The organism is Chromobacterium sp. CV08, assembly GCF_051129845.1.
GTDB lineage: Bacteria > Pseudomonadota > Gammaproteobacteria > Burkholderiales > Chromobacteriaceae > Chromobacterium.
On the sequence record NZ_CP150453.1, the window covers coordinates 4122572 to 4142083 of the forward strand.

The 19512-nt window shown below is 65.1% G+C and carries 17 protein-coding genes; 12 read left to right on the plus strand and 5 right to left on the minus strand.

Going from position 1 to position 19512, the window contains the following annotated elements; genetic code table 11:
- Positions 1–2: 2 nt before the first annotated feature.
- Complete coding sequence (locus tag WNM05_RS18740) at positions 3–1211, minus strand: MFS transporter (RefSeq protein ID WP_434629765.1); 1209 nt, start codon at positions 1209–1211, stop codon at positions 3–5.
- Positions 1212–1332: 121 nt separating this feature from the next.
- Between WNM05_RS18740 and WNM05_RS18745 the strand changes: the two genes are divergently transcribed.
- Together WNM05_RS18745 and WNM05_RS18750 are read left to right on the plus strand one after the other, a co-directional pair.
- Positions 1333–2991, plus strand: a complete 1659-nt coding sequence (locus WNM05_RS18745) for an SgrR family transcriptional regulator (RefSeq protein ID WP_434629768.1) — start codon at positions 1333–1335, stop codon at positions 2989–2991.
- Positions 2992–3107: 116 nt separating this feature from the next.
- Entirely contained in the window at positions 3108–3533 is a 426-nt protein-coding gene (locus WNM05_RS18750) for an Hsp20/alpha crystallin family protein (RefSeq protein ID WP_434629770.1), read from the plus strand.
- 65 nt (positions 3534–3598) lie between these two features.
- On the opposite strand, the gene pepN is transcribed toward WNM05_RS18750, so the two are convergent.
- Complete coding sequence (gene pepN / locus WNM05_RS18755) at positions 3599–6217, minus strand: aminopeptidase N (protein WP_434629772.1); 2619 nt, start codon at positions 6215–6217, stop codon at positions 3599–3601.
- 94 nt (positions 6218–6311) lie between these two features.
- Positions 6312–8105: a M61 family metallopeptidase gene (locus WNM05_RS18760; protein WP_434629775.1), complete on the minus strand. Its 1794-nt coding sequence runs from the start codon at positions 8103–8105 to the stop codon at positions 6312–6314.
- Positions 8106–8567: 462 nt separating this feature from the next.
- Between WNM05_RS18760 and ccoN the strand changes: the two genes are divergently transcribed.
- From ccoN to WNM05_RS18790, 6 genes are all read left to right on the plus strand, one after another.
- On the plus strand, positions 8568–9992 hold the full coding sequence (gene ccoN, locus WNM05_RS18765) for a cytochrome-c oxidase, cbb3-type subunit I (protein WP_434629778.1): 1425 nt from the start codon (positions 8568–8570) through the stop codon (positions 9990–9992).
- A gap of 16 nt (positions 9993–10008) precedes the next feature.
- Positions 10009–10623, plus strand: coding sequence for a cytochrome-c oxidase, cbb3-type subunit II (gene ccoO, locus WNM05_RS18770; RefSeq protein ID WP_434629781.1), 615 nt, complete (start codon positions 10009–10011; stop codon positions 10621–10623).
- A 2-nt stretch (positions 10624–10625) separates the two neighbouring features.
- Positions 10626–10817 carry a cbb3-type cytochrome oxidase subunit 3 gene (locus WNM05_RS18775; RefSeq protein ID WP_434629784.1) on the plus strand — a complete coding sequence of 64 codons (192 nt, stop codon included), beginning with the start codon at positions 10626–10628 and terminating at the stop codon, positions 10815–10817.
- Positions 10814–11743: a cytochrome-c oxidase, cbb3-type subunit III gene (gene ccoP, locus WNM05_RS18780; RefSeq protein ID WP_434629787.1), complete on the plus strand. Its 930-nt coding sequence runs from the start codon at positions 10814–10816 to the stop codon at positions 11741–11743. The genes WNM05_RS18775 and ccoP overlap by 4 nt, the downstream gene beginning before the upstream one ends.
- Before the next feature lie 107 nt (positions 11744–11850).
- The gene (ccoG, locus tag WNM05_RS18785; protein ID WP_434629789.1) at positions 11851–13284 is read left to right on the plus strand and encodes a cytochrome c oxidase accessory protein CcoG; all 1434 of its coding nucleotides are present in this window, start codon (positions 11851–11853) and stop codon (positions 13282–13284) included.
- A 3-nt stretch (positions 13285–13287) separates the two neighbouring features.
- Positions 13288–13821, plus strand: coding sequence for a FixH family protein (locus tag WNM05_RS18790; RefSeq protein ID WP_434629792.1), 534 nt, complete (start codon positions 13288–13290; stop codon positions 13819–13821).
- A gap of 22 nt (positions 13822–13843) precedes the next feature.
- Here WNM05_RS18790 and WNM05_RS18795 read toward each other — a convergent pair whose 3' ends face one another.
- Entirely contained in the window at positions 13844–14191 is a 348-nt protein-coding gene (locus WNM05_RS18795; protein WP_434629794.1) for a hypothetical protein, read from the minus strand.
- The gene (locus tag WNM05_RS18800) at positions 14188–14664 is read right to left on the minus strand and encodes a YbaK/prolyl-tRNA synthetase associated domain-containing protein (protein ID WP_434629796.1); all 477 of its coding nucleotides are present in this window, start codon (positions 14662–14664) and stop codon (positions 14188–14190) included. Before WNM05_RS18800 ends, WNM05_RS18795 begins: the two co-directional genes overlap by 4 nt.
- Before the next feature lie 442 nt (positions 14665–15106).
- Between WNM05_RS18800 and WNM05_RS18805 the strand changes: the two genes are divergently transcribed.
- The 4 genes from WNM05_RS18805 (at position 15107) to WNM05_RS18820 (ending at position 19494) form a co-directional block, all read left to right on the plus strand.
- On the plus strand, positions 15107–16483 hold the full coding sequence (locus WNM05_RS18805; RefSeq protein ID WP_434629799.1) for a peptide MFS transporter: 1377 nt from the start codon (positions 15107–15109) through the stop codon (positions 16481–16483).
- A 127-nt stretch (positions 16484–16610) separates the two neighbouring features.
- Complete coding sequence (locus tag WNM05_RS18810) at positions 16611–18080, plus strand: ArnT family glycosyltransferase (protein ID WP_434629802.1); 1470 nt, start codon at positions 16611–16613, stop codon at positions 18078–18080.
- A 14-nt stretch (positions 18081–18094) separates the two neighbouring features.
- On the plus strand, positions 18095–19108 hold the full coding sequence (locus tag WNM05_RS18815; protein ID WP_434629805.1) for a glycosyltransferase family 2 protein: 1014 nt from the start codon (positions 18095–18097) through the stop codon (positions 19106–19108).
- The gene (locus WNM05_RS18820; protein ID WP_434629808.1) at positions 19105–19494 is read left to right on the plus strand and encodes a GtrA family protein; all 390 of its coding nucleotides are present in this window, start codon (positions 19105–19107) and stop codon (positions 19492–19494) included. Before WNM05_RS18815 ends, WNM05_RS18820 begins: the two co-directional genes overlap by 4 nt.
- Positions 19495–19512 lie beyond the last annotated feature (18 nt).

Genomic DNA, 19512 nt, shown 5'->3' on the forward strand with positions numbered 1-19512 from the left:
GATCATGACAAAGAAGCGGGCAAAGGGAAAGCCGCCCGCGCGTCGCCGCGCCGCAAACGCAGCCGCTCGCTGAACAGCGCCAATCCCGCGCCGGCCACGCACAGCAGCGCCAGCATGGCGAACACCAGCCAGGACGGTCCATGCGACAACAGCACGCCCACCATCGCCGGCCCCAGCGCGCCACCCAGCGAGGCCAGGTTCTGCGCGCCGTAATAGCTGCCCTTCAGCGCCTCCGGCGCGATGGCGTCGACGTACAGATACTCGGCCGGCACCAGCACGATCTCCCCTATGGTGAACAACGCGATCACCGCGCACATCAGCGGCAGGCTGTCGACATTGCCCAGCCACAGCATGCCGGCGCCTATCAGCAAAAAGCCGCCGACGATGGCCCGCATCAGCCGGTTCGGTTTCAGCAGCCGGCCCAGCGGGTATTGCAGCAGCACGACGACGACGGCGTTGCAGCTGATCAGCGCCGACATCCATCGCATCGCCTCGGCCTCGTCCATCCGCGTCAGCAGGAACAGCGGCAGATAGCCGGAAAAACGGCCGTACACCACGTAGGCCAGCAGGCTGCTGACGGTGAACCACACCAGCACCCGGTCTCCGGCCAGCGTGCGCAGCGTGGCGGCGAAACCGTCGGGCAGCGCCGCCGGGTCATGCCGCCGCTCCGGCAGCCCGGGCTGCGCCGCGAGACCGGCCAGCGCAAGCAAGCCCCCCAGCCAGTACGGCGCCGTCTCGTGCCAGAACAGCATGCCGGCGCACAGCATCGGCCCCAGCGCCCAGGCCACATTGGCCAGCGTGTAGCGCATCGAAAACGCCTGGCTGCGCCATTCTTCGGCCACCACGTCGCTGAGTATCGCCTTGACCGCGATGCCGTACACCACCATCGCCAGCTCGCCCGCCGCCAGCGCCGTCACCACCGTCGCGTAACCGTGGCCGTAAGGCAGCAAAACGCTGCCGGCGCCCATCAGCACCGCGGCCCCGCGCAAGGCAGGCCCCCTGGGCAAGCGGTCCAGCCAATAGCCGCCATACAGGCCGAACAGCGCCGAACCGAACAGCACCGTGGCCAGCAGCGCGCCGGTGGCCTGCACCGACAGCTGCAACTGCTTGCCCAGCGCCAGGACCAGCAATGGAGAGATCACCGCCCGCGACAGGGACAGCAGGAAGGAAGACAGCAGCACGCGCCGCACCACGGAAGAACGCAGATCCACGACAACACCTTGTAAAGCAAACGGAACCGCTGCAGTATTGCCGATAAAGCGGAATGTAAAAATGGATGCAATTCCGAACAAAGACTTCCGCTTTTATCCTACCGATCCACCAGGAGCGCCGATGCGGCTGCAGCAGCAATACCAGCAACTCTATTTGGCCTATGGCGACGCGCCGGCCCAGCCCGGCCTGCCGCAGCTGGCCGAATTGTGGCGGTGCGGCGAGCGCAACGCGCGGCTGCAGCTGGCCAGGATGCGCGAACTGGGCTGGCTGGAATGGCAGGCCGGCCGCGGACGCGGCCATCGCTCCACGCTCAGGCTGCTGCGTCGGCCGGACGAACTGGAATGGCAGCAATTGCAAGACATGCTGGCGCGCGGCCAGCTGGAACAGGCTTTTTCCCGACTGGAGCCGTCCAGGCAGCAACGTCTGCTGGCCGCCCTGCCGCAGCACCTTGGCGCCGGAGACAGCGGGCGCAGCCTGCGCATCCCGATACCGCACGCGCCGCTGACGCTGGATCCCCAGCACGTCGATTCCCGGCTGGAATCCCATCTGGTGCGGCAGATCTTCGACCGCTTGTGCCGCCACGACCGCCTGGGCCAGGAGCTGCGGCCGGCGCTGGCCCACCATTGGGAAGCCGACGCGGCAGGCCGGAACTGGCGCTTCTGGCTGCGCCCCGGCCTGCGCTTCCACGATGGCGGGCCGCTCGATGCCGAAACCGTGGCCGCCAGCCTGCTCAGACTCAAGCAGCCGGACAATCCCTATCACGCGCTGTACGGCCATCTGCGGCGGGTGGACATCCACGACGCGCTGTCGTTCAGCTGCCGCCTGTCCGAAGCCGACCAGCTGTGGCCGCAGCGACTGGCGACCGCCAATTCGTCCATCGTGCCGATGCGGCGCGGCGCCGATTTCGAGCGCATGCCGGTGGGCAGCGGACCGTTCCGCGTCGAGCTGCACAGCCCGCAGCGACTGAAACTGGCCGCCTTCGACCAGCACTACCGCGAGCGCGCGCTGCTGGACGCCGTGGAGCTGTGGATCATCCCGTCGCCGGCCGAGCAGGATTTCCACCTGCGGCTGGAATACGGCAATCTGCGCGGCGCCACCATGCTGCAATCGGCCTGCACCTATCTGCTGCTGTCGCCGCGCGGCATCCGCGTGGCGGCCGGGCAGCGGCTGCCGCTGATGCGTTTCCTGGCCGAGCCGCATCCGGTGGCCGCCTGCGACGAGCGCGCGCCGGCGCTGGGGCTGCAGCCGGGCTGGCGCCATCCGCGTCCGGCGCCGCTCCCGCCTCCGCGGCTGGAAGGCGCCCGGCTGACGCTGTTCCATTACGATCTGCCCTGCTTCCCGCCGCTGGCCGGCGCGCTGGCGGAACGGCTCTCGGCGCTGGGCGTCGCACTGGACATCCACTGCCTGTCGCGGCGCGAATTCTTCGGCAGCGCCGCCTGGCGCGACCGCGCCGACCTGATCCTGTGCAGCGAGCTGCTGCACGACGACCGCGACTACGGCATGTTCGAATGGCTGAGCGGCTGCAGCGCGCTGCAGCTGGGCCTGTCGCCCGACGCCTCCGCCCGCTTGGCCCGGGACATGCGCGGCCTGCAGGCCGAGCCGGAATTCGCCGCGCGTCAGGACGGCTACCGCCGCGCCGGCGACTGGCTGGTGGCCGAAGGCTGGATGCTGCCGCTGTCGCACGAAACGCTGGGCCACGACGCCAGCCCTCAGCTGGCCGGCCTGCAGCTGGGCGGCAACGGCTGGACCGACTTCGCCGGCCTGTGGCTGCGCAGCTGAATTGACGCGCGTCAAATCCGAGCGCGCCCGTCCCCTTGAAACCGCGGATAGTTACCCCATTTTCGACTACAGGACGGCAATCCAGCCGTAAGCCACTGAACTGAAAGGAGAAGCAAATGAGCATGCTGCCTGCCCGCCATAGCCTGTTTGATGAGTTTTTCCGCGACTTCACTCCGGGTTTCTTCGTCAAGCCGCTGCATGGCGACGCGCTGCCGGCGCAGATCAAGATGGACGTCAAGGAAACCGGCGAGGCTTACCAGGTCGAGGCCGAGTTGCCCGGCGTCGGCAAGGAGGACATCCATGTCGAGATCGACGGCGCGCTGGTGACGATCAAGGCCGAAGTCCGTCAGTTCGACCAGCGGGGCGAGGACGAACGCCCGCTGCGCAGCGAGCGCTATTACGGCCTGGTCTCGCGCAGCTTCCAGTTGCCGCAGGACATAGACCGCGAAACCGCCAGCGCCCGCTACGAAAACGGCGTGCTGAACCTGACTCTGCCTAAGCGGCGCAACGGCGGCGGCGGCCAACGGCTGCGGATCGAATAAATCCGCCTCGGACGTAAAAAAACGCGCCGGAAAACCGGCGCGTTTTTCATCGCGTCAAGCCACGGTCAAGCCAGGATCTTGGACACGATCTCGTAGACGTCCTTGGACAGCTCGGCCTTGGCCAGCCTCTCCAGTTCGGCGCGCATCTTCGCCTGCCGGCCCGGCTCCAGCTTCTGCAGCCGGCGGAAGGCGCGGCTGAGGCCGCTGGCGACCTGCGGATTGATCGCGTCCAGCTCCAGGATGCGGTCGGCCAGGAAGCGGTAGCCGCTGCCGTCCTCGGCGTGGAAGTGGAACAGATTGCCGCCGAATGCGCCGAGCAGCGCGCGCACCTTGTTCGGGTTCTTGATGCTGAACGCCGGATGGTGCAGGGCCGCCTCAACATGCTGCAGCGTGCCTTCCAGCTGGCTGCTGCCGATCAGCGTGAAGAACTTGTCCATCACCAGCGCCTCTTGCTGCCAGCGCGAGCCGAAGGCGGTGAAGCAGGCGTCGCGTTCCTGGCCGTCGCGGTCGCGCAGCGCCAGCAGCGCGCCCATCTGGTCGGTCATATTGTCCGCCTCCAGGCACTGCTTGGCGGCGGCCTCCGCCGGCCAGGCGTCGTCCAGACGGTTCAACATCCACAATGCGCGGTTCTTCAGGCTGCGCTTGCCGGAATCCTGCGGCTTGTAGTCCCGGGTCAGGTTCAACTCGTATGCTTCGCGCCATTCGCCGCGCAGCGCCTGCGCCAGCTGGTCCAGCACGAATTCGCGCACCCGGTGGATGACGGCCGGATCGGCGCTGTCCACCATCTCCAGAATCTCGCTCTCGGCCGGCAGGCTCAGCATCAAGGCCTTGAACGCCGGATCCAGGCTCAGGTCCTTCAGCACCGAGCGGAAGGCGCCGACGAAGGTATCGGACAGCTTCAGCTCGCGGCCGGCGGCGGCGTCGACGATCAGCTGTTTGAACAGGCGCTCGGCGAAGATCTGGCCGGCTTCCCAGCGGCAGAAGCTGTCGCTGTCGTTGGCCATCAGGAACACCAGCTGGTCGTCGCGCCAGTCGTACTCCAGCCTGACCGGCGCCGAGAAGCCGCGCAGCAGCGACGGCACCGGCTCGGCCGGGATGTCGACGAAGGTGAAGCTCTGTTCGGCGGCCTTGACGTCCAGCACGCGCGAGGTGCCGACGGCCTCCGCCTCGCCGGCGAGGCGCAGCGGCAGGTCGCGGCCGTCGGCGCCGACCAGGCCCAGCGCCAGCGGAATGTGGAAAGGCAGCTTGTTCTGCTGTCCCGGCGTGGCCGGGCAGCTCTGCTTGACGGTCAGCGTATAGCTTTGCTCGGCCGGATCGTAGCGGGACGAGACGGCGAGGCGCGGCGTGCCGGCCTGGCTGTACCACAGCGCGAACTGCGACAGGTCGGCGTCGTTGGCGTCGGCCATCGCCGCGCGGAAATCGTCGCAGGTGACGGCCTGGCCGTCGTGGCGCTTGAAGTACAGGTCCATGCCCTTGCGGAAGCCGTCGCGGCCCAGCAGCGTCTCGTACATCCGCACCACTTCCGAACCCTTCTCGTACACGGTCATCGTGTAGAAGTTGTTCATCTCGATATAGCTGTCCGGGCGGATCGGGTGGGCGGTCGGGCCGGCGTCCTCGGGGAACTGCGCCATGCGCAGGCCCTTGACGTCCTCGATGCGCTTGACGGCGCGGCTGTAGATGTCGGCGCTGAATTCCTGGTCGCGGTAGACGGTCAGGCCTTCCTTCAGCGACAGCTGGAACCAGTCGCGGCAGGTCACGCGGTTGCCGGTCCAGTTGTGGAAGTATTCGTGGCCGATCACCGCCTCGATGTCCTCGAAGTCGGCGTCGGTGGCGGTGTCCTGGCGCGCCAGCACGTACTTGGTGTTGAAGATGTTGAGGCCCTTGTTCTCCATCGCGCCCATATTGAAGTCGCCGACGGCGACGATCATATAGATGTCGAGATCGTACTCCAGGCCGAAACGCTCCTCGTCCCACTTCATCGAGTGCTTGACCGACTCCATCGCGTGGGCGGTCTTGTCCTGGTCGGCCGGCTCGGTCCAGATCTCCAGGGCCACTTCACGGCCCCGCATGGTGACGAACTTGTCGCGCAGCGCCGTCAGCTTGCCGGCCACCAGCGCGAACAGATAGGACGGCTTGCGGTAGGGATCGACCCATTTGACCCAATGGCGCTTCTTGTCGACCATGCCCTCGCCGACCTTGTTGCCGTTGGACAGCAGCACCGGGTACTTCTGCTTGTCGGCCTTGATCGTCGTCGTGAACTTGGCCATCACGTCCGGACGGTCCAGGTAATAGGTGATCTTGCGGAAACCTTCCGGCTCGCACTGGGTGAACAGATTGCCGCCGGACGCGTACAGGCCCATCAGGCTGGTGTTGGCGGCAGGGTCGAGCTCGGTCTCCACTTCCAGGATGAAGCTGTCCGGCACCTGGCTCACCGTCAGCACGTCGTCGGCGAGGTGGTAGCGGGTCTCGTCCAGCCTCTCGCCGTCCAGCAGCACCGACACCAGCCTGGCGCTGCCGTCCAGCTTCAGATCGGCTTCGGCGGAACCGTCGTTGCGGGTCACCACCAGCCGCGACTGCACACGGGTGGACTCGTCCTCGATGTCGAACACCAGATCGACGCGGTCGATCAGGAAGGCCGGAGCCCGGTAATCGTTGCGGTATTTCACTTCTGGCTGCTGCGCCATGTATCCTCCTTGGGCCGGCGTCCCCGCCGGTCTCATTCATAGACAGCGCGGCGCCTGGTCGACGCCGCTTATTGTCGACATGCCGGCCGCTCTGTCAGCGGCCCGCAATCCATTTGCCGCCGCCGGCCTCCAGCTTCAGGCGGCAGGTGTCCTCGGTCGCCGCCTGGGGCGCGAGTTCGAAAGTCATCAGCTCGTCGCGGCGGAAAGCGTGCAGCTTGATCGTGTCGCCGGCCCGGAACCGGGCAAGCTGCTTGTCCAGATCGTAGGCGCGCAGCTTGTCCACCGCCACCACCACGTCGCCGCCGGACAGGCCGGCTGCCTGCGCGGCGCCGCCGTCCAGCACCTGGACCAGCCGGACGCCGGCGGCGTCGGGCGCGGTCCTGACGCCCAGCGTCAACGGCGCAGCCTTGCCGGCGAAGGCGTCGACGACTCCGCCGCGATCGGACGTGCCTTGCGCGGCTTCGAACTTCAGCTCCACGCCCTGGCTCTTCAGCAGCTCGGCCAACGGCAGGTCCTCGGTGCTGCGCAAGGCCAGATCGAAGAACGGTTTCAGCTTCAGCCCGGTGGTCTCGATCGCGACCTTCTCCCACTCGTCCTCTTCCAGACCCTTGCCGTCGGCCAGCCACTTGGCCCACAGCGCGCGCATCACGTCGTCCAGCGACTGCTTGCCCTTGCTGTCGCGGCGTATCGTCAGGTCCAGCGCCAGCGCCGCCAGCGAACCCTTGGTGTAGTAGCTGACTATGCTGTTCGGGCTGTTCTCGTCCTGGCGGTAGTACTTGGTCCAGGCCTCGAAGCTCGACTGCTCCAGCGTCTGCTTCAGGCGGCCCGCGCCGCGCTGCACGCCGGTGATGGTCTCGGCCAACAGGCCCAGATAGCGCTTCTCGTCTATCAGGCCGCAGCGGACCAGGCTCAGGTCGTCGTAATAGGAGGTGATGCCCTCGAAAGCCCACAGCAGCCGGGTCATCCCCTCCTGGTTCAGGTCGTACGGCGCGAACGCCGCCGGCTTCATCCGCTTGACGTTCCAGCTGTGGAAGTATTCGTGGCTGATCAGGCCCAAGAGCTTCAGATAGCCGTCGCCGATCTCTTCCGCGCCAGGCGCCGGCAGGTCGTCGCGGTTGGCCACCAGCGCCGTCGACGCCCGGTGCTCCAGGCCGCCGTAGATGTCCTTGCCGACGAAGAGCATGAACACGTAGCGATCGAACGGCGCCGGCTCGCCGAACAGCCGGATCTGGTATTCGCAGATTTTCTTGCAATCGTCGGCCAGCCGCTTCAGATCGGCCTGGAAACGGCCGGAGACGACGAACTCGTGCGGCACGCCGCAGGCCTTGAAGCTGACCTTGTGGAAATCGCCCAGTTCCACCGGATGGTCGATCAGCTCATCGTAGTCGGCGGCCCGGTAGAGGCCGAAGCCACTCTTCTTCTTGACGTCGACGGCCGGCAGGCTGGTCGCCACTTTCCAGTCGGCATAAGACTTGCCGTCCGGCGCCTGGATGTCGACGGTGCAGGACTCGTTCTCGTAGCCCTCGGCCGCCAGGAACACGCTGGTGCCGTTGAAAAAGCCCCGCTCGCCGTCCAGGTAGGCGCCGCGCACCGACAGGTCGAAGGCATAGACCTGGTAGCGCAGCGTCAGCTCGCCCTTGGCCGGCGCCGCCTGCCAGCGGTTCTTCTCCAGTTGCCTCAGCGGCACCGCCTTGCCGCCGGCCTCGGCGGCCAGGCTGACGATGTGCTTGGAAAATTCACGGATCATATAACTGCCGGGAATCCACGCCGGCAAAAAAAACACCTGGCCGTTCTTGGCCGGGTGCGTGACGGTGACGGTGACGTCGAACAGATGCGCCTGCGGCGAGGCCGGACGCAGCGTGTAATGTACGGGAGCGGAGTGGGTCATTATCAGCCTGCGAGCGTTGCAAAACCTGATGATTCTAGCATTGACGCGTATTTGGCGCCGTCATTTATGCCGTATTGATCCATGTCAATGAGTGGCGCCGACAGACCAATACAATTGCATGAGTGGCAATATGAACTGTTCACATCGCTACTCTTGAAACGACGCAGGAAAAGACATACCGGGACCGACCATGCCGATTATGCGTCTGGCTCGCACATTGCAATTGTTTTAGAATAACGGCATTGGTCAAGTGGAAATTTGGTGCTGTCGAAACGGCCTGCGAACTGCTAATACAGACATCAAAGCCTATCGATACAGGTCAAGCACCTGGTTCAACTTTGCAGATTCGGTTCCCCGCGGCTTGCCTCTAGCCTTCCTCCTCCAGATTGGGTTGCAGGCGCGAAGTTCAAGCCGCCATGGTTTGTCGTGTTCTGAAGTTAGCAACCTTGGAGATAACCTTAAATGGAAACGCAACCCACTTATAACTATAAGGTGGTGCGCCAATTTGCCATCATGACCGTAGTCTGGGGCATAGTCGGCATGCTGGTGGGCGTCATCATCGCGGCCCAGCTGGTCTGGCCCGAACTCAATTTCGGCCCGTGGTTCCACTTTGGCCGGCTGCGCCCGCTGCACACCAACGCCGTCATCTTCGCCTTCGGGGGCTGCGGCCTGTTCGCCACATCCTATTATGTCGTGCAGCGCACCTGTAACGTCCGCCTGATTTCCGACAAGCTTGCGGCCTTCACCTTCTGGGGCTGGCAGCTGGTCATCGTGCTGGCCGTGATCACCCTGCCGCTCGGCTACACCTTCGCCAAGGAGTACGCCGAACTCGAATGGCCGATCAAGCTGCTGATCGCCGTGGTATGGGTGGTGTACGCCGTGGTGTTCTTCGGCACCATCGCCATCCGCAAGGTCCAGCACATCTATGTGGCCAACTGGTTCTACGGCGCCTTCATCCTCGCGGTGGCGCTGCTGCACATCGTCAACTCCGCCTTCGTGCCGGTGACGCTGTGGAAGTCCTATTCGGTCTACGCCGGCGCCGTCGACGCGATGGTGCAATGGTGGTACGGCCACAACGCGGTGGGCTTCTTCCTGACCGCCGCCTTCCTCGGCATGATGTACTACTTCGTGCCCAAGCAGGCCGGCCGCCCGGTGTATTCCTACCGGCTGTCGGTGGTGCACTTCTGGGCGCTGATCTTCACTTATATGTGGGCCGGTCCCCACCACCTGCACTACACCGCGCTGCCTGACTGGACCCAGTCGGTCGGCATGGTGTTTTCGCTGGTGCTGCTGGCGCCGTCCTGGGGCGGCATGATCAACGGCATCATGACGCTGTCCGGCGCCTGGCACAAACTGCGCACCGACCCGGTGCTGAAGTTCCTGGTGGTGTCGCTGTCCTTCTACGGCATGTCGACGTTCGAAGGCCCGATGATGTCGATCAAGACCGTCAACGCCTTGTCGCACTACACCGACTGGACCATAGGCCACGTGCACTCCGGCGCGCTGGGCTGGGTGGGCTTCATCACCATAGGCTCGATGTACTACCTGATTCCGCGCCTGTTCGGCCGCGACGCCATGTTCAGCGTCAAGCTGATCGAGGCCCATTTCTGGCTCGCCACCGTCGGCGTCGTGCTCTACATCGCCGCGCTGTGGATTTCCGGCGTGACCCAGGGCCTGATGTGGCGCGCGCTGAATCCGGACGGCACGCTGACCTACGCCTTCGTCGAGGCGGTCAAGGCGACCTATCCGTACCACTTCGTGCGCTTCCTCGGCGGCACCCTGTACCTGTCCGGCATGCTGCTGATGGCCTACAACACCTTCCGCACGGTATCGGCCGGTCGGGCCGTCGATGCCAAGATTCCGGCCATCACCGCGCAAGCACACTAAACGGGCAAGAACAATCATGGACAGAATCCAGAAACTGATAGAAGAACATGTCGGCTGGCTGATCGTACTGACCCTGCTGGTGGTCAGCGTCGCCGGCCTGGTCGAAATCCTGCCGCTGGCCTTCCAGAAATCGGTGACCGAGCCGGTCGCCGGCGTCAAGCCGTACACCTCGCTGCAGCTGGCCGGCCGCGACATCTATATCCGCGAAGGCTGCTACAACTGCCACTCGCAGATGATCCGCCCGTTCCGCGCCGAGACCGAGCGCTACGGCCATTACTCGGTGGCCGGCGAATCGGTGTACGACCACCCGTTCCAGTGGGGTTCCAAGCGCACCGGTCCGGACCTGGCCCGCGTCGGCGGCCGCTATTCCGACGAATGGCACCGCGTGCACCTGACCAATCCACGCGACGTGGTGCCGGAATCGAACATGCCCGCCTTCCCGTGGCTGGCCAAGAACCTGGTGGACGCCGACGTGATGCCGCTGAAGATGGAGGCGCTGCGCAAGGTCGGCGTGCCGTACACCGACAAGGACATCGCGGAAGCCAAGGCCCAGGTCGAAGGCAAGTCCGAGATGGACGCCTTGATCGCCTACCTGCAGGGTCTGGGCCTTGCGCTGAAGAATGTGCGCTAGCCATGGACTGGGTTACGTTCGGGCGTTCGCTGTTCACCGTGGTCTGCTTCGCGTTCTTCATCGTGGTGCTGATCATCGCCTATAGCAAACGCTCCAGGAGCCGGTACGAGGAGGCTGCCAAGCTGCCCTTCCTCGATGACGACAAGGTAGAGGAGGCCGGACGCGAGCAGGCCTCCAGCGGAGCAAGAAAATGAGTCAATTCACAAGCGATTTCTGGAATATCTGGATTATCGTGATCGTGCTGGGCGGCATCATCTGGCTGACCCTGCTGGTATTCACCCAGTCCAAGACCACGGTCAACAAGGGGGAGGAAGTCCAGATCACCGGCCACGTCTGGGACGGTGACCTGGCCGAATACAACAATCCGCTGCCGCGCTGGTGGATGTTGATGTTCTACCTGACGCTGCTGTTCGCCGTCGTCTACCTGGTGCTGTATCCGGGCCTCGGCGACTTCAAGGGCTACTTCAAGTGGACCTCGCTCGGCCAGTACAAGGAAGAACGCAGCAAGGCCGAGGCCAAGTACCAGCCGCTGTACGACAAGTATTTGAAACAGGACCTGAAGACGGTGGCGGCCGATCCGCAGGCGCAGGAAATGGGCAAGCGCCTGTTCCAGACCTACTGCGTGCAGTGCCACGGCGCCGACGCGCGCGGCGCCAAGGGCTTCCCCAATCTGGTGAACCACGACTGGCTGTACGGCGGCTCGCCGGACACCATCAAGACCACCATCCTGCACGGCCGCCACGGCCAGATGCCGGCCTGGGGCGCGGTGCTCGGCGAGGAGAAGGTCAAGGACGTGGCCAACTACGTGCTGTCGCTGTCGGTCAACAAGAAGAAGTTCGACGCCGAGCGCGCCACCCGCGGCAAGGAGACCTTCGCCACGCTGTGCTCGGCCTGCCACGGCCCTGACGGCAAGGGCAACCAGCAGCTGGGCGCGCCCAACCTGACCCACCCGTCCGGCAACTGGCTGTACGGCGGCACCGAGAAGACCATCATCGAAACCGTCACCAACGGCCGCAACAACCAGATGCCGGCCTGGAAGGACTTCCTCGGCGAAGGCAAGGTGCATCTGCTGGCCGCCTACGTCTGGAGCCTGTCCAACAATCCCAAAGCCCCGCAGTAAGCCCGGCCCGCCGCCCGCACGGCGGGCGGCGCCCCTCCCCTGCTCCACCCGGGACCCGGCCGGCGGCCTCATCCGCCACCGCGCCGGGTCCCGTTCAGGAAAACGCAATGTCCGACTCGTTGAATAAGATTCCCGTCAAGGTCGAGACCGCCGGCAGCGACGGCGCCACCATCTCGCTGTACGAAGCCCAGAAGAAGATCTACCCGCGCGCGGTCAAAGGCACGTTCAACAATTTCCGCATCCTGTTCGTTCTCGGCACCCAACTGGTCTATCTCGGCCTGCCCTGGCTGCAATGGAACGGCCGCCAGGCGGTGTTCTTCGACATGGTGGGCCGGAAGTTCTATCTGTTCGGCCTGACCGTCTGGCCGCAGGACTTCGTCTATCTGGCGGCGCTGCTGATGTGTTGCGCCTTCGGCCTGTTCACCTGGACCACGATAGCCGGCCGGCTGTGGTGCGGCTATTCCTGTCCGCAGACGGTCTACACCGAAATCATGCTGTGGATAGAACACTGGATCGAAGGCGACCGCGGCAAGCGGATGAAGCTGGACGCCGCGCCCATGAGCCTGAGGAAGCTGAGGCTGAAGACGGCCAAGCACGCGATCATGATCGCGTTCTCGCTGTGGACCGGCTTCACCCTGGTCGGCTACTTCACGCCGATACGCAGCCTGGTCGCGGCGCTGCCCACCTTCGGCTATGGCCCGTGGGAAACCTTCTGGATGTTCTTCTACGGCGGCTTCACCTATCTGTTCGCCGGCTTCATGCGCGAGCAGGTGTGCAAGTATATGTGCCCGTATGCCCGCTTCCAGAGCGTGATGTTCGACGCCGACACGCTGATCATCTCCTATGACGAGGCGCGCGGCGAACCGCGCGGTTCGCGCAAGAAAGGCTCGGACCCGAAGGAACAGGGCCTGGGCGACTGCATCAACTGCAGCATCTGCGTCCAGGTATGCCCGGTCGGCATCGACATCCGCAACGGCCTGCAGTACGAATGCATAGGCTGTGCCGCCTGCATCGACGCCTGCGACGAGGTGATGGACAAGATGAGCTACCCGCGCGGCCTGATCCGCTACACCACCGAGAACGCGCTGGAGGGCAAATATCCGGAAAAAGCCATCGCCTCGCGGCTTAAGCGTCCGCGGGTGGTGCTGTACAGCCTGGTGCTGGCCATCGTGTTCACCGCAGCCATCACCTCGCTGGCGCTGAGAAAGCCGTTCAAGGTGGACATCATCCGCGACCGCGCCTCGCTGGTGCGCGAAACCGAGGAAGGCTGGCTGGAGAACACCTATACCGTCAAGATCATCAACACCACCGATCAGGAACAGCGCTTCCGCATCTCGGCCGTCGGACTGCCGGATCTGAAGGCCAAGGCGGAAACGCCCGAGATCCGCATCGCCGCCGCCGAGGCCGGATCGGTCACCGTGCACGTCGAGGCCGACCCGCAGTACGCGACCAAGGGCAGCCACGAAATCCACTTCGTCATAGAATCCGTCAACCACCCGCCGTTGCGCGTGGAAGAAAAATCCAGCTTCATCGGAGAGTAATGCATGCAGCACACCACCCACCACCCGCCCCGCCCCTGGTACAAGGAACCCTGGCCGTGGATATTGTTCGGCATCCCGCTGGTGTCCATCATTGTCGGCATCTTCTTCCTGGCCGCCGCGATCAAGTCCGACGACGGCCTGGTCACCGACGATTATTACAAGCGCGGCAAGGCGATCAATATGGAGCTGCGCCGCGACAAGGCCGCGGCGCAGATGGGCCTGAGCGCCCAGCTGATGCTGGGCAACGACGGTCGCAGCCTGCGCCTGATCACCAGCAGCAAGGTCAAGCTGCCGGACACGCTGTCGCTGCGGATGGTGCACCCGGCCCAGGACGATTTCGACGAGAACGCCGAAATGACGATGGCCGGCCCGAATCTTTACCAGGGCATACTGGCCAAGCCGCTGGTCAACGCCAACCACTGGTACGTGCTGGTCGAGGACCACGGCAAGGCATGGCGCATCACCGGCGAATGGAAGACCGCGCAGGGACCGGTGGTGCAGCTGGGTCAGCCTCGGCTGGAGCCCGCGGCGAACTGAGAGCAAGCCACGCGGGCCGCGCTCAGATGCTCGCGTCCGAGTGGTAGCGCAGCCAGAAAGCCTCCCGGCAGCCGTTGTCGAAGCTCTTGCGCGGCGGCGCGATGCCCGGCGAGGCGCCCAGCGCCAGCACCTCGTAGCTGATCCAGCACTCGGCGCAGGCCAGTTCGCTCGGGTAGTCGTCGACCTCGACGCTGCGGCGTATCGTCACGCCGTTGTCGAAGCGGTAGACGCACTCCCGCAGCGTCACCTCGCAATCCTGCTCCCGCCAGCTGCTGCGGCTTTCCTCGCGGGCGACGACGCGATCGGCGCCGGCGCCGCCCATGATGGCCCGCGCGTAGCCGGCCAGCGGTTCGAACCCGAGCTCGCTCATGGCGCCTCCTTTCGGATATCGGCCAGCAGCGGCTTGGCCAGCCTGCGATAATCGTCGCCGTCCAGCACGATGGACGCGTCCAGCCTGCCGGCGTTGAAGGCGATCTCGCGATAGCGCGCCAGCAACTGCGGGTCCGCCACCAGGCGGATGTCCGGGTCGAAGCTGAACGGCGGAATGGAGCCGATCACGCAGCCGGTGGCGGCCTCGGCGTCGGCCGCGTCGGCCAGCTTCACCCTGCGCGCGCCGACGGCGGCGGCCACCTTGGCGAAATCGACCCGCTCGTCGCCGGGCAGCACCGCCAGCACATATTGCCCCGGCGCGTCGACGACGCGGCACAGCATCGCCTTGGCGCCCTGCCCGACCTCGGTGCCGCGGATCTCGGCCACCTTGTGCGAATTGCCCTCGGCCGGATGCTCTATCACTTGGAAACGGGCACCGCCGGCCTCCAGCCACTGCCGCAAACGCTCAAACATGTCTCTCCCCGCCGACGCGCCCGATACGGCGCGATATCGCCAACATGGCGGCAAACGACGGCAAAAGCAAGTCGCCGCCATCGTCCCCGGCGTCCCGGCGGCGACCGCCGCCGACTCGGCGGGAAAACGACAGCGGCGGACCGCGCCGCCGCAAGATATCGATACAGAAATCGTATTGACGCATCAAATTGTATACAGTCTACGATGAACGATATGAGAAAAACGCATGAAAAACGGCTTTATCCCTTGGCAAAAATCATCAAAAAACCAAAGTCAATGCTCTAAATATTACAATGTAATTAATAATTCCCTAAAAAAATTTTCACATCTCAACATTTCCTCGATATGATCTTGCGCTGCCTACAAAATCCAAGGCACTCATAAAAAACATAAAACATCGCTCGTTGCTGGTGATGTCCCAAGTCACTCGAAGGAAACCCTTATGTCTACACAATCGCATCCCAGGGGGCTTTATCTGCTCTTTGTGACGGAGATGTGGGAGCGCTTCAGCTACTACGGCATGCGCGCCATCTTCACGCTGTACATGATCAAGGCGCTGCTGTTCGACAAGGCCCATGCCTCGGACATCTATGGCACGTATACCGGCCTGGTCTACTTCACCCCGCTGATCGGCGGCTACATCGCCGACCGCTACTGGGGCAACCGCCGCTCCATCCTCGCCGGCGGCGTGCTGATGGCCGCCGGCCAGTTCATGCTGTTCTTCTCCGGCTCGCTGCACGAGACCAATGTCGCGACCGCCTCTGCGCTGCTGTACGGCGGCCTGGGCCTGCTGATTGCCGGCAACGGCCTGTTCAAGCCGAACATCTCGTCGATGGTCGGCCAGCTGTACGCACCGGGCGACAAGCGCGTCGACTCCGCCTTCACCATCTTCTACATGGGCATCAACACCGGCTCGCTGATCGCGCCGCTGGTCTGCGGCACGCTGGGCGACACCGGCAATCCGGCCGACTTCAAGTGGGGCTTCATGGCCGCCGGCTTCGGCATGCTGCTGTCGCTGGCCGTGTTCTCGCTGTTCAAGAACAAGTATCTGGTGACGCCGGAAGGCCAGCCTATCGGTCTGGCGCCTAAGCGCCACCACGAAAGCGGCGAGAAAGTGGTCCATGCGCCGCTGACCGGCATCGAGAAGCAGCGTCTGGCGGTGATCCTGATCGTCTCCGCCTTCGTGATCTTCTTCTGGTCCGCCTTCGAGCAGGCCGGCGCCTCGCTGACCTTCTTCGCCGAAGAGCAGACCAACCGCAACCTGCTGGGCTATGTGGTGCCGGCGTCCTTCTTCCAGTCCCTGAACCCGATCTCGGTCGTGATCTTCGCGCCTATCTTCGCCTGGATCTGGACCAAGCTGGGCCACAAGGGCATGGAACCGTCGTCGCCGGCCAAGATGGCGCTGGGCCTGTTCTTCCTGGCGCTGGGCTACCTGGTGATCGCCTTCGGCGTCGACGGCCTGGCGCCGGGCGTCAAGGTCAGCATGCTGTGGCTGGTCAGCCTGTACGTGCTGCACACCTTCGGCGAACTGAGCCTGTCGCCGATCGGCCTGTCGCTGGTGGTGAAACTGTCGCCGGCGCGCTTCACCGGCCTGATGATGGGCATCTGGTTCCTGTCCTCGGCCGCCGCCAACAAGTTCGCCGGCACGCTGTCCGAGCTGTACCCGGACCCGGCCAAGCCGGTGCCGCACTTCCTCGGCCACGCCATCACCAATCTGCACGACTTCTTCATGCTGTTCGTGATCATGGCCGGCGCCAGCTCCGTCGTGCTGTTCGCGCTGTCCTCGGTGCTGAAGAAGATGATGCACGGCCGCCAGTAAGCGCGCCTCGTCCGTACCGAAACGCCACCTCCGGGTGGCGTTTTTGCTGGCAGGACGGGAAGACGCCGATCCCGGTCTGTGATAGCCTTGCGCCGATCCTGTACCCCGTTTGAAAACAAGATTACGGATGACTAACGCTGCAACCTCCTCCTGGCGGAAAACCGCCGGCTACGCCTTGCTGGCGCTGCTGGCCATCCGCCTGCTGGCGCTATGGGCGATCCCGCTGACCGACACCACCGAGGCGCGTTACGCCGAGATCGCCCGCAAGATGCTGGAAACCGGCAACTGGGTGACGCCTTTGCACGACTACGGCGTGCCGTTCTGGGCCAAGCCGCCGCTGTCCACCTGGCTGTCGGCCGCCTTCATGGGCGTCTTCGGCGTCAACGAGCTGGCCGCCCGGCTGCCGGCGCTGTTGCTGGCGCTGGCCACGCTGTGGCTGACGGCCGGCCTGATGCGCCGCCGCGCCGGCGCCGACGCCGCGATGGCCGCCGCGCTGATGCTGGCCGGCGGCCTGCTGTTCTACGGCGCAGCCGGCACCGTGATGACCGACCCGTCGCTGATGTTCTGCGTCACGCTGAGCCAGGTGGCGTTCTGGCACGCGATGAACGGCGGCGGACGGATCTGGCGCTACGCCTTCTTCGCCGGCCTGGGCCTGGGCCTGCTGGCCAAGGGGCCGCTGGACGTGGTGCTGGTCGGCATGCCGATATTCTTCTGGGTGCTGATACGCAATGAATGGAAGCGGCTGTGGCGCGAGCTGCCGTGGATTTCCGGCACGCTGCTCGCCGCCGCCATCGCCGTGCCGTGGTATGCCTGGGCCGAAATCCGCACGCCGGGCTTCCTCGACTACTTCATCATGGGCGAACACGTCAGCCGCTTCCTCGACTCCGGCTGGAAGGGCGACAAGTACGGCTTCGCCCACGCCACGCCGCGCGGCATGATCTGGCCGTACGCGCTGGGCGCGCTGTTCCCGTGGTCGCTGGCGATGCTGGCCTGGCTGGCCTGCCGCGCGCGCCGGCTGCCGGCCATCGTCCGCGCCGGCCAGAACGACGGCTGGCTGCTGTATCTGTCGCTGTGGACCGTGATGACGCTGCTGTTCTTCACGATGTCCGGCAATATCATCTTCCCGTACTCGCTGCCTATGCTGCCCGGCGCGGCCTTGCTGATGGCCGAGCTGTGGCGCCGCGACCGCGGCCCGCGCGCCGGCCGCGCGCTGCCCTGGCTGGCGCTGGCCTCCGGCGTCCTGGTGCTGGTCGCCATCGGCCTGCAGCGCCATGACGGCGCCCGCTACTTCCGCACGCAGAAGCCGGTGATCGCCGCCTGGAAGGCCCGGCAGCCGTCGCCGGACGCCATGCTATTGTACTGGGACAGTCGTCGCGAATTCTCGGCCGAGTTCTACAGCCAGGGCAAGGTGCGCACCACCGCCAGGCCCCAGGCGCTGGTCGACTTCCTCAGCGCCCATCCGGGCAGCTGGATCGCTACCGAACAGCGCGACTACGCCAGCCTGCCGCCGGCCATCGCCGCCGCCTACGTCCGCGCCGCCGAATTCCCGGTGATGAAGGACCGCATGCTGTTGCTGAAACCGGCCGCCGGCCACTGACTCCGGACAGAACCATGACCGACACCCGCACTCCCGGCTTCGTCCCGCCCTATCTGCTGGCGCTGCACGCCGCCGAACGGCCGGCCGACCCGCTGGTCAGCTGCCTGATCCCGGCCTACAACGAGTCGGAAAACATCGTGCCGATGCTGGAGACGCTGCACCGGCTGCTGTCCGAGCGCGGCTATCGGCACGAACTCGTCGTCGTCGACGACGGCAGCCGCGACGACACCGTGCCCAAGGTGCTGGAGGCCGCCACCCGGCTGCCGGTGACGCTGATCCAGCTGTCGCGCAACTTCGGCAAGGAAATCGCACTGACCGCCGGCATAGACAATATCTCCGGCGACGTGGCGGTGCTGATAGACGGCGACTTCCAGCATCCGCCGGAAATGGTGCCGATCTTCCTCGACAAGTGGCGCGACGGCTACGACATGGTCTATAGCGTCCGCGCCAACCGCGACAACGAGACGCTGGCCAAGCGCGCCTTCACCCGCGTGTTCTACGCGCTGCTGAACACCGGCGCGCCGCTGAAGATTCCGGAGAACACCCAGGACTTCCGGGTGCTGGACAAGAGCATACTGGAGGCGCTGCGGCAGATGCCGGAACGCAACCGCTTCATGAAGGGCCTGTACAACTGGGTGGGCTTCACCCAGCTGGCGATGGAAACGCAGACGCAGGAGCGGCGCGCCGGCAAGAGCAGCTTCAATTTCCGCAGCCTGCTGGGCCTGGGCCTGACCGGCCTGACCTCGTTCTCCAATATGCCGCTGCGCATCTGGACGCTGATAGGCTGCGTGATCTCCTTGCTGTCGATAGGCTACGCGCTGTGGGAACTGGTGCACACGCTGCTGTTCGGCAACCCGGTCAGCGGCTGGCCGACGCTGGTCGTCGCCGTCACCTTCCTCGGCGGCGTGCAGCTGCTGTCCATCGGCATACTCGGCGAGTACGTCGGCCGCATCTTCAACGAGGTCAAGGGCCGTCCGACCTATCTGATCAGCCGCATCAGCAAGCCCAGGGACGACGCGCAAGCATGAGCCGGCAACTGTTCTGGTTCGGCGTCGTCGGCGTGTCGGCGATGCTGCTGCATTTCGCGCTGGTGACGCTGGCGCTGGTGCCGCTGGGCGTGCCGCCGCTGATCGCCAATGTGCTGGGCTTCCTCGGCGCCTTCCAGATCAGCTACTGGGGCCACCGCCATTTCACCTTCGAGGCGCGCCACGTGCCGCACCGCCAGGCACTGCCGCGCTTTTTCGGCGTGTCCTGCCTGAGCTTCTGCGTCAACGAGGCGGCCTATTTCCTGCTGCTGCGCTACGCGCCGCTCGACTACCGGATCTCGCTGGCCATCGTGCTGTTCGGCGTCGCCGCGCTGACCTTCGCGCTGGGCAAGCTGTGGGCCTTCGCCTCGGCGCCGCAAACAAATTAACGATGGCCCGGCGGCGCC

Excerpts from the sequence above, each read along its gene's own strand:
- WNM05_RS18745 (WP_434629768.1), top strand. The coding sequence starts at position 1,333 with ATGCGGCTGCAGCAGCAATACCAGCAACTCTATTTGGCCTATGGCGAC.
- WNM05_RS18750 (WP_434629770.1), top strand. The coding sequence starts at position 3,108 with ATGAGCATGCTGCCTGCCCGCCATAGCCTGTTTGATGAGTTTTTCCGC.
- pepN (WP_434629772.1), bottom strand. The coding sequence starts at position 6,217 with ATGGCGCAGCAGCCAGAAGTGAAATACCGCAACGATTACCGGGCTCCG.
- WNM05_RS18760 (WP_434629775.1), bottom strand. The coding sequence starts at position 8,105 with ATGACCCACTCCGCTCCCGTACATTACACGCTGCGTCCGGCCTCGCCG.
- ccoN (WP_434629778.1), top strand. The coding sequence starts at position 8,568 with ATGGAAACGCAACCCACTTATAACTATAAGGTGGTGCGCCAATTTGCC.
- ccoO (WP_434629781.1), top strand. The coding sequence starts at position 10,009 with ATGGACAGAATCCAGAAACTGATAGAAGAACATGTCGGCTGGCTGATC.
- WNM05_RS18775 (WP_434629784.1), top strand. The coding sequence starts at position 10,626 with ATGGACTGGGTTACGTTCGGGCGTTCGCTGTTCACCGTGGTCTGCTTC.
- ccoP (WP_434629787.1), top strand. The coding sequence starts at position 10,814 with ATGAGTCAATTCACAAGCGATTTCTGGAATATCTGGATTATCGTGATC.
- ccoG (WP_434629789.1), top strand. The coding sequence starts at position 11,851 with ATGTCCGACTCGTTGAATAAGATTCCCGTCAAGGTCGAGACCGCCGGC.
- WNM05_RS18790 (WP_434629792.1), top strand. The coding sequence starts at position 13,288 with ATGCAGCACACCACCCACCACCCGCCCCGCCCCTGGTACAAGGAACCC.
- WNM05_RS18795 (WP_434629794.1), bottom strand. The coding sequence starts at position 14,191 with ATGAGCGAGCTCGGGTTCGAACCGCTGGCCGGCTACGCGCGGGCCATC.
- WNM05_RS18800 (WP_434629796.1), bottom strand. The coding sequence starts at position 14,664 with ATGTTTGAGCGTTTGCGGCAGTGGCTGGAGGCCGGCGGTGCCCGTTTC.
- WNM05_RS18805 (WP_434629799.1), top strand. The coding sequence starts at position 15,107 with ATGTCTACACAATCGCATCCCAGGGGGCTTTATCTGCTCTTTGTGACG.
- WNM05_RS18810 (WP_434629802.1), top strand. The coding sequence starts at position 16,611 with ATGACTAACGCTGCAACCTCCTCCTGGCGGAAAACCGCCGGCTACGCC.
- WNM05_RS18815 (WP_434629805.1), top strand. The coding sequence starts at position 18,095 with ATGACCGACACCCGCACTCCCGGCTTCGTCCCGCCCTATCTGCTGGCG.
- WNM05_RS18820 (WP_434629808.1), top strand. The coding sequence starts at position 19,105 with ATGAGCCGGCAACTGTTCTGGTTCGGCGTCGTCGGCGTGTCGGCGATG.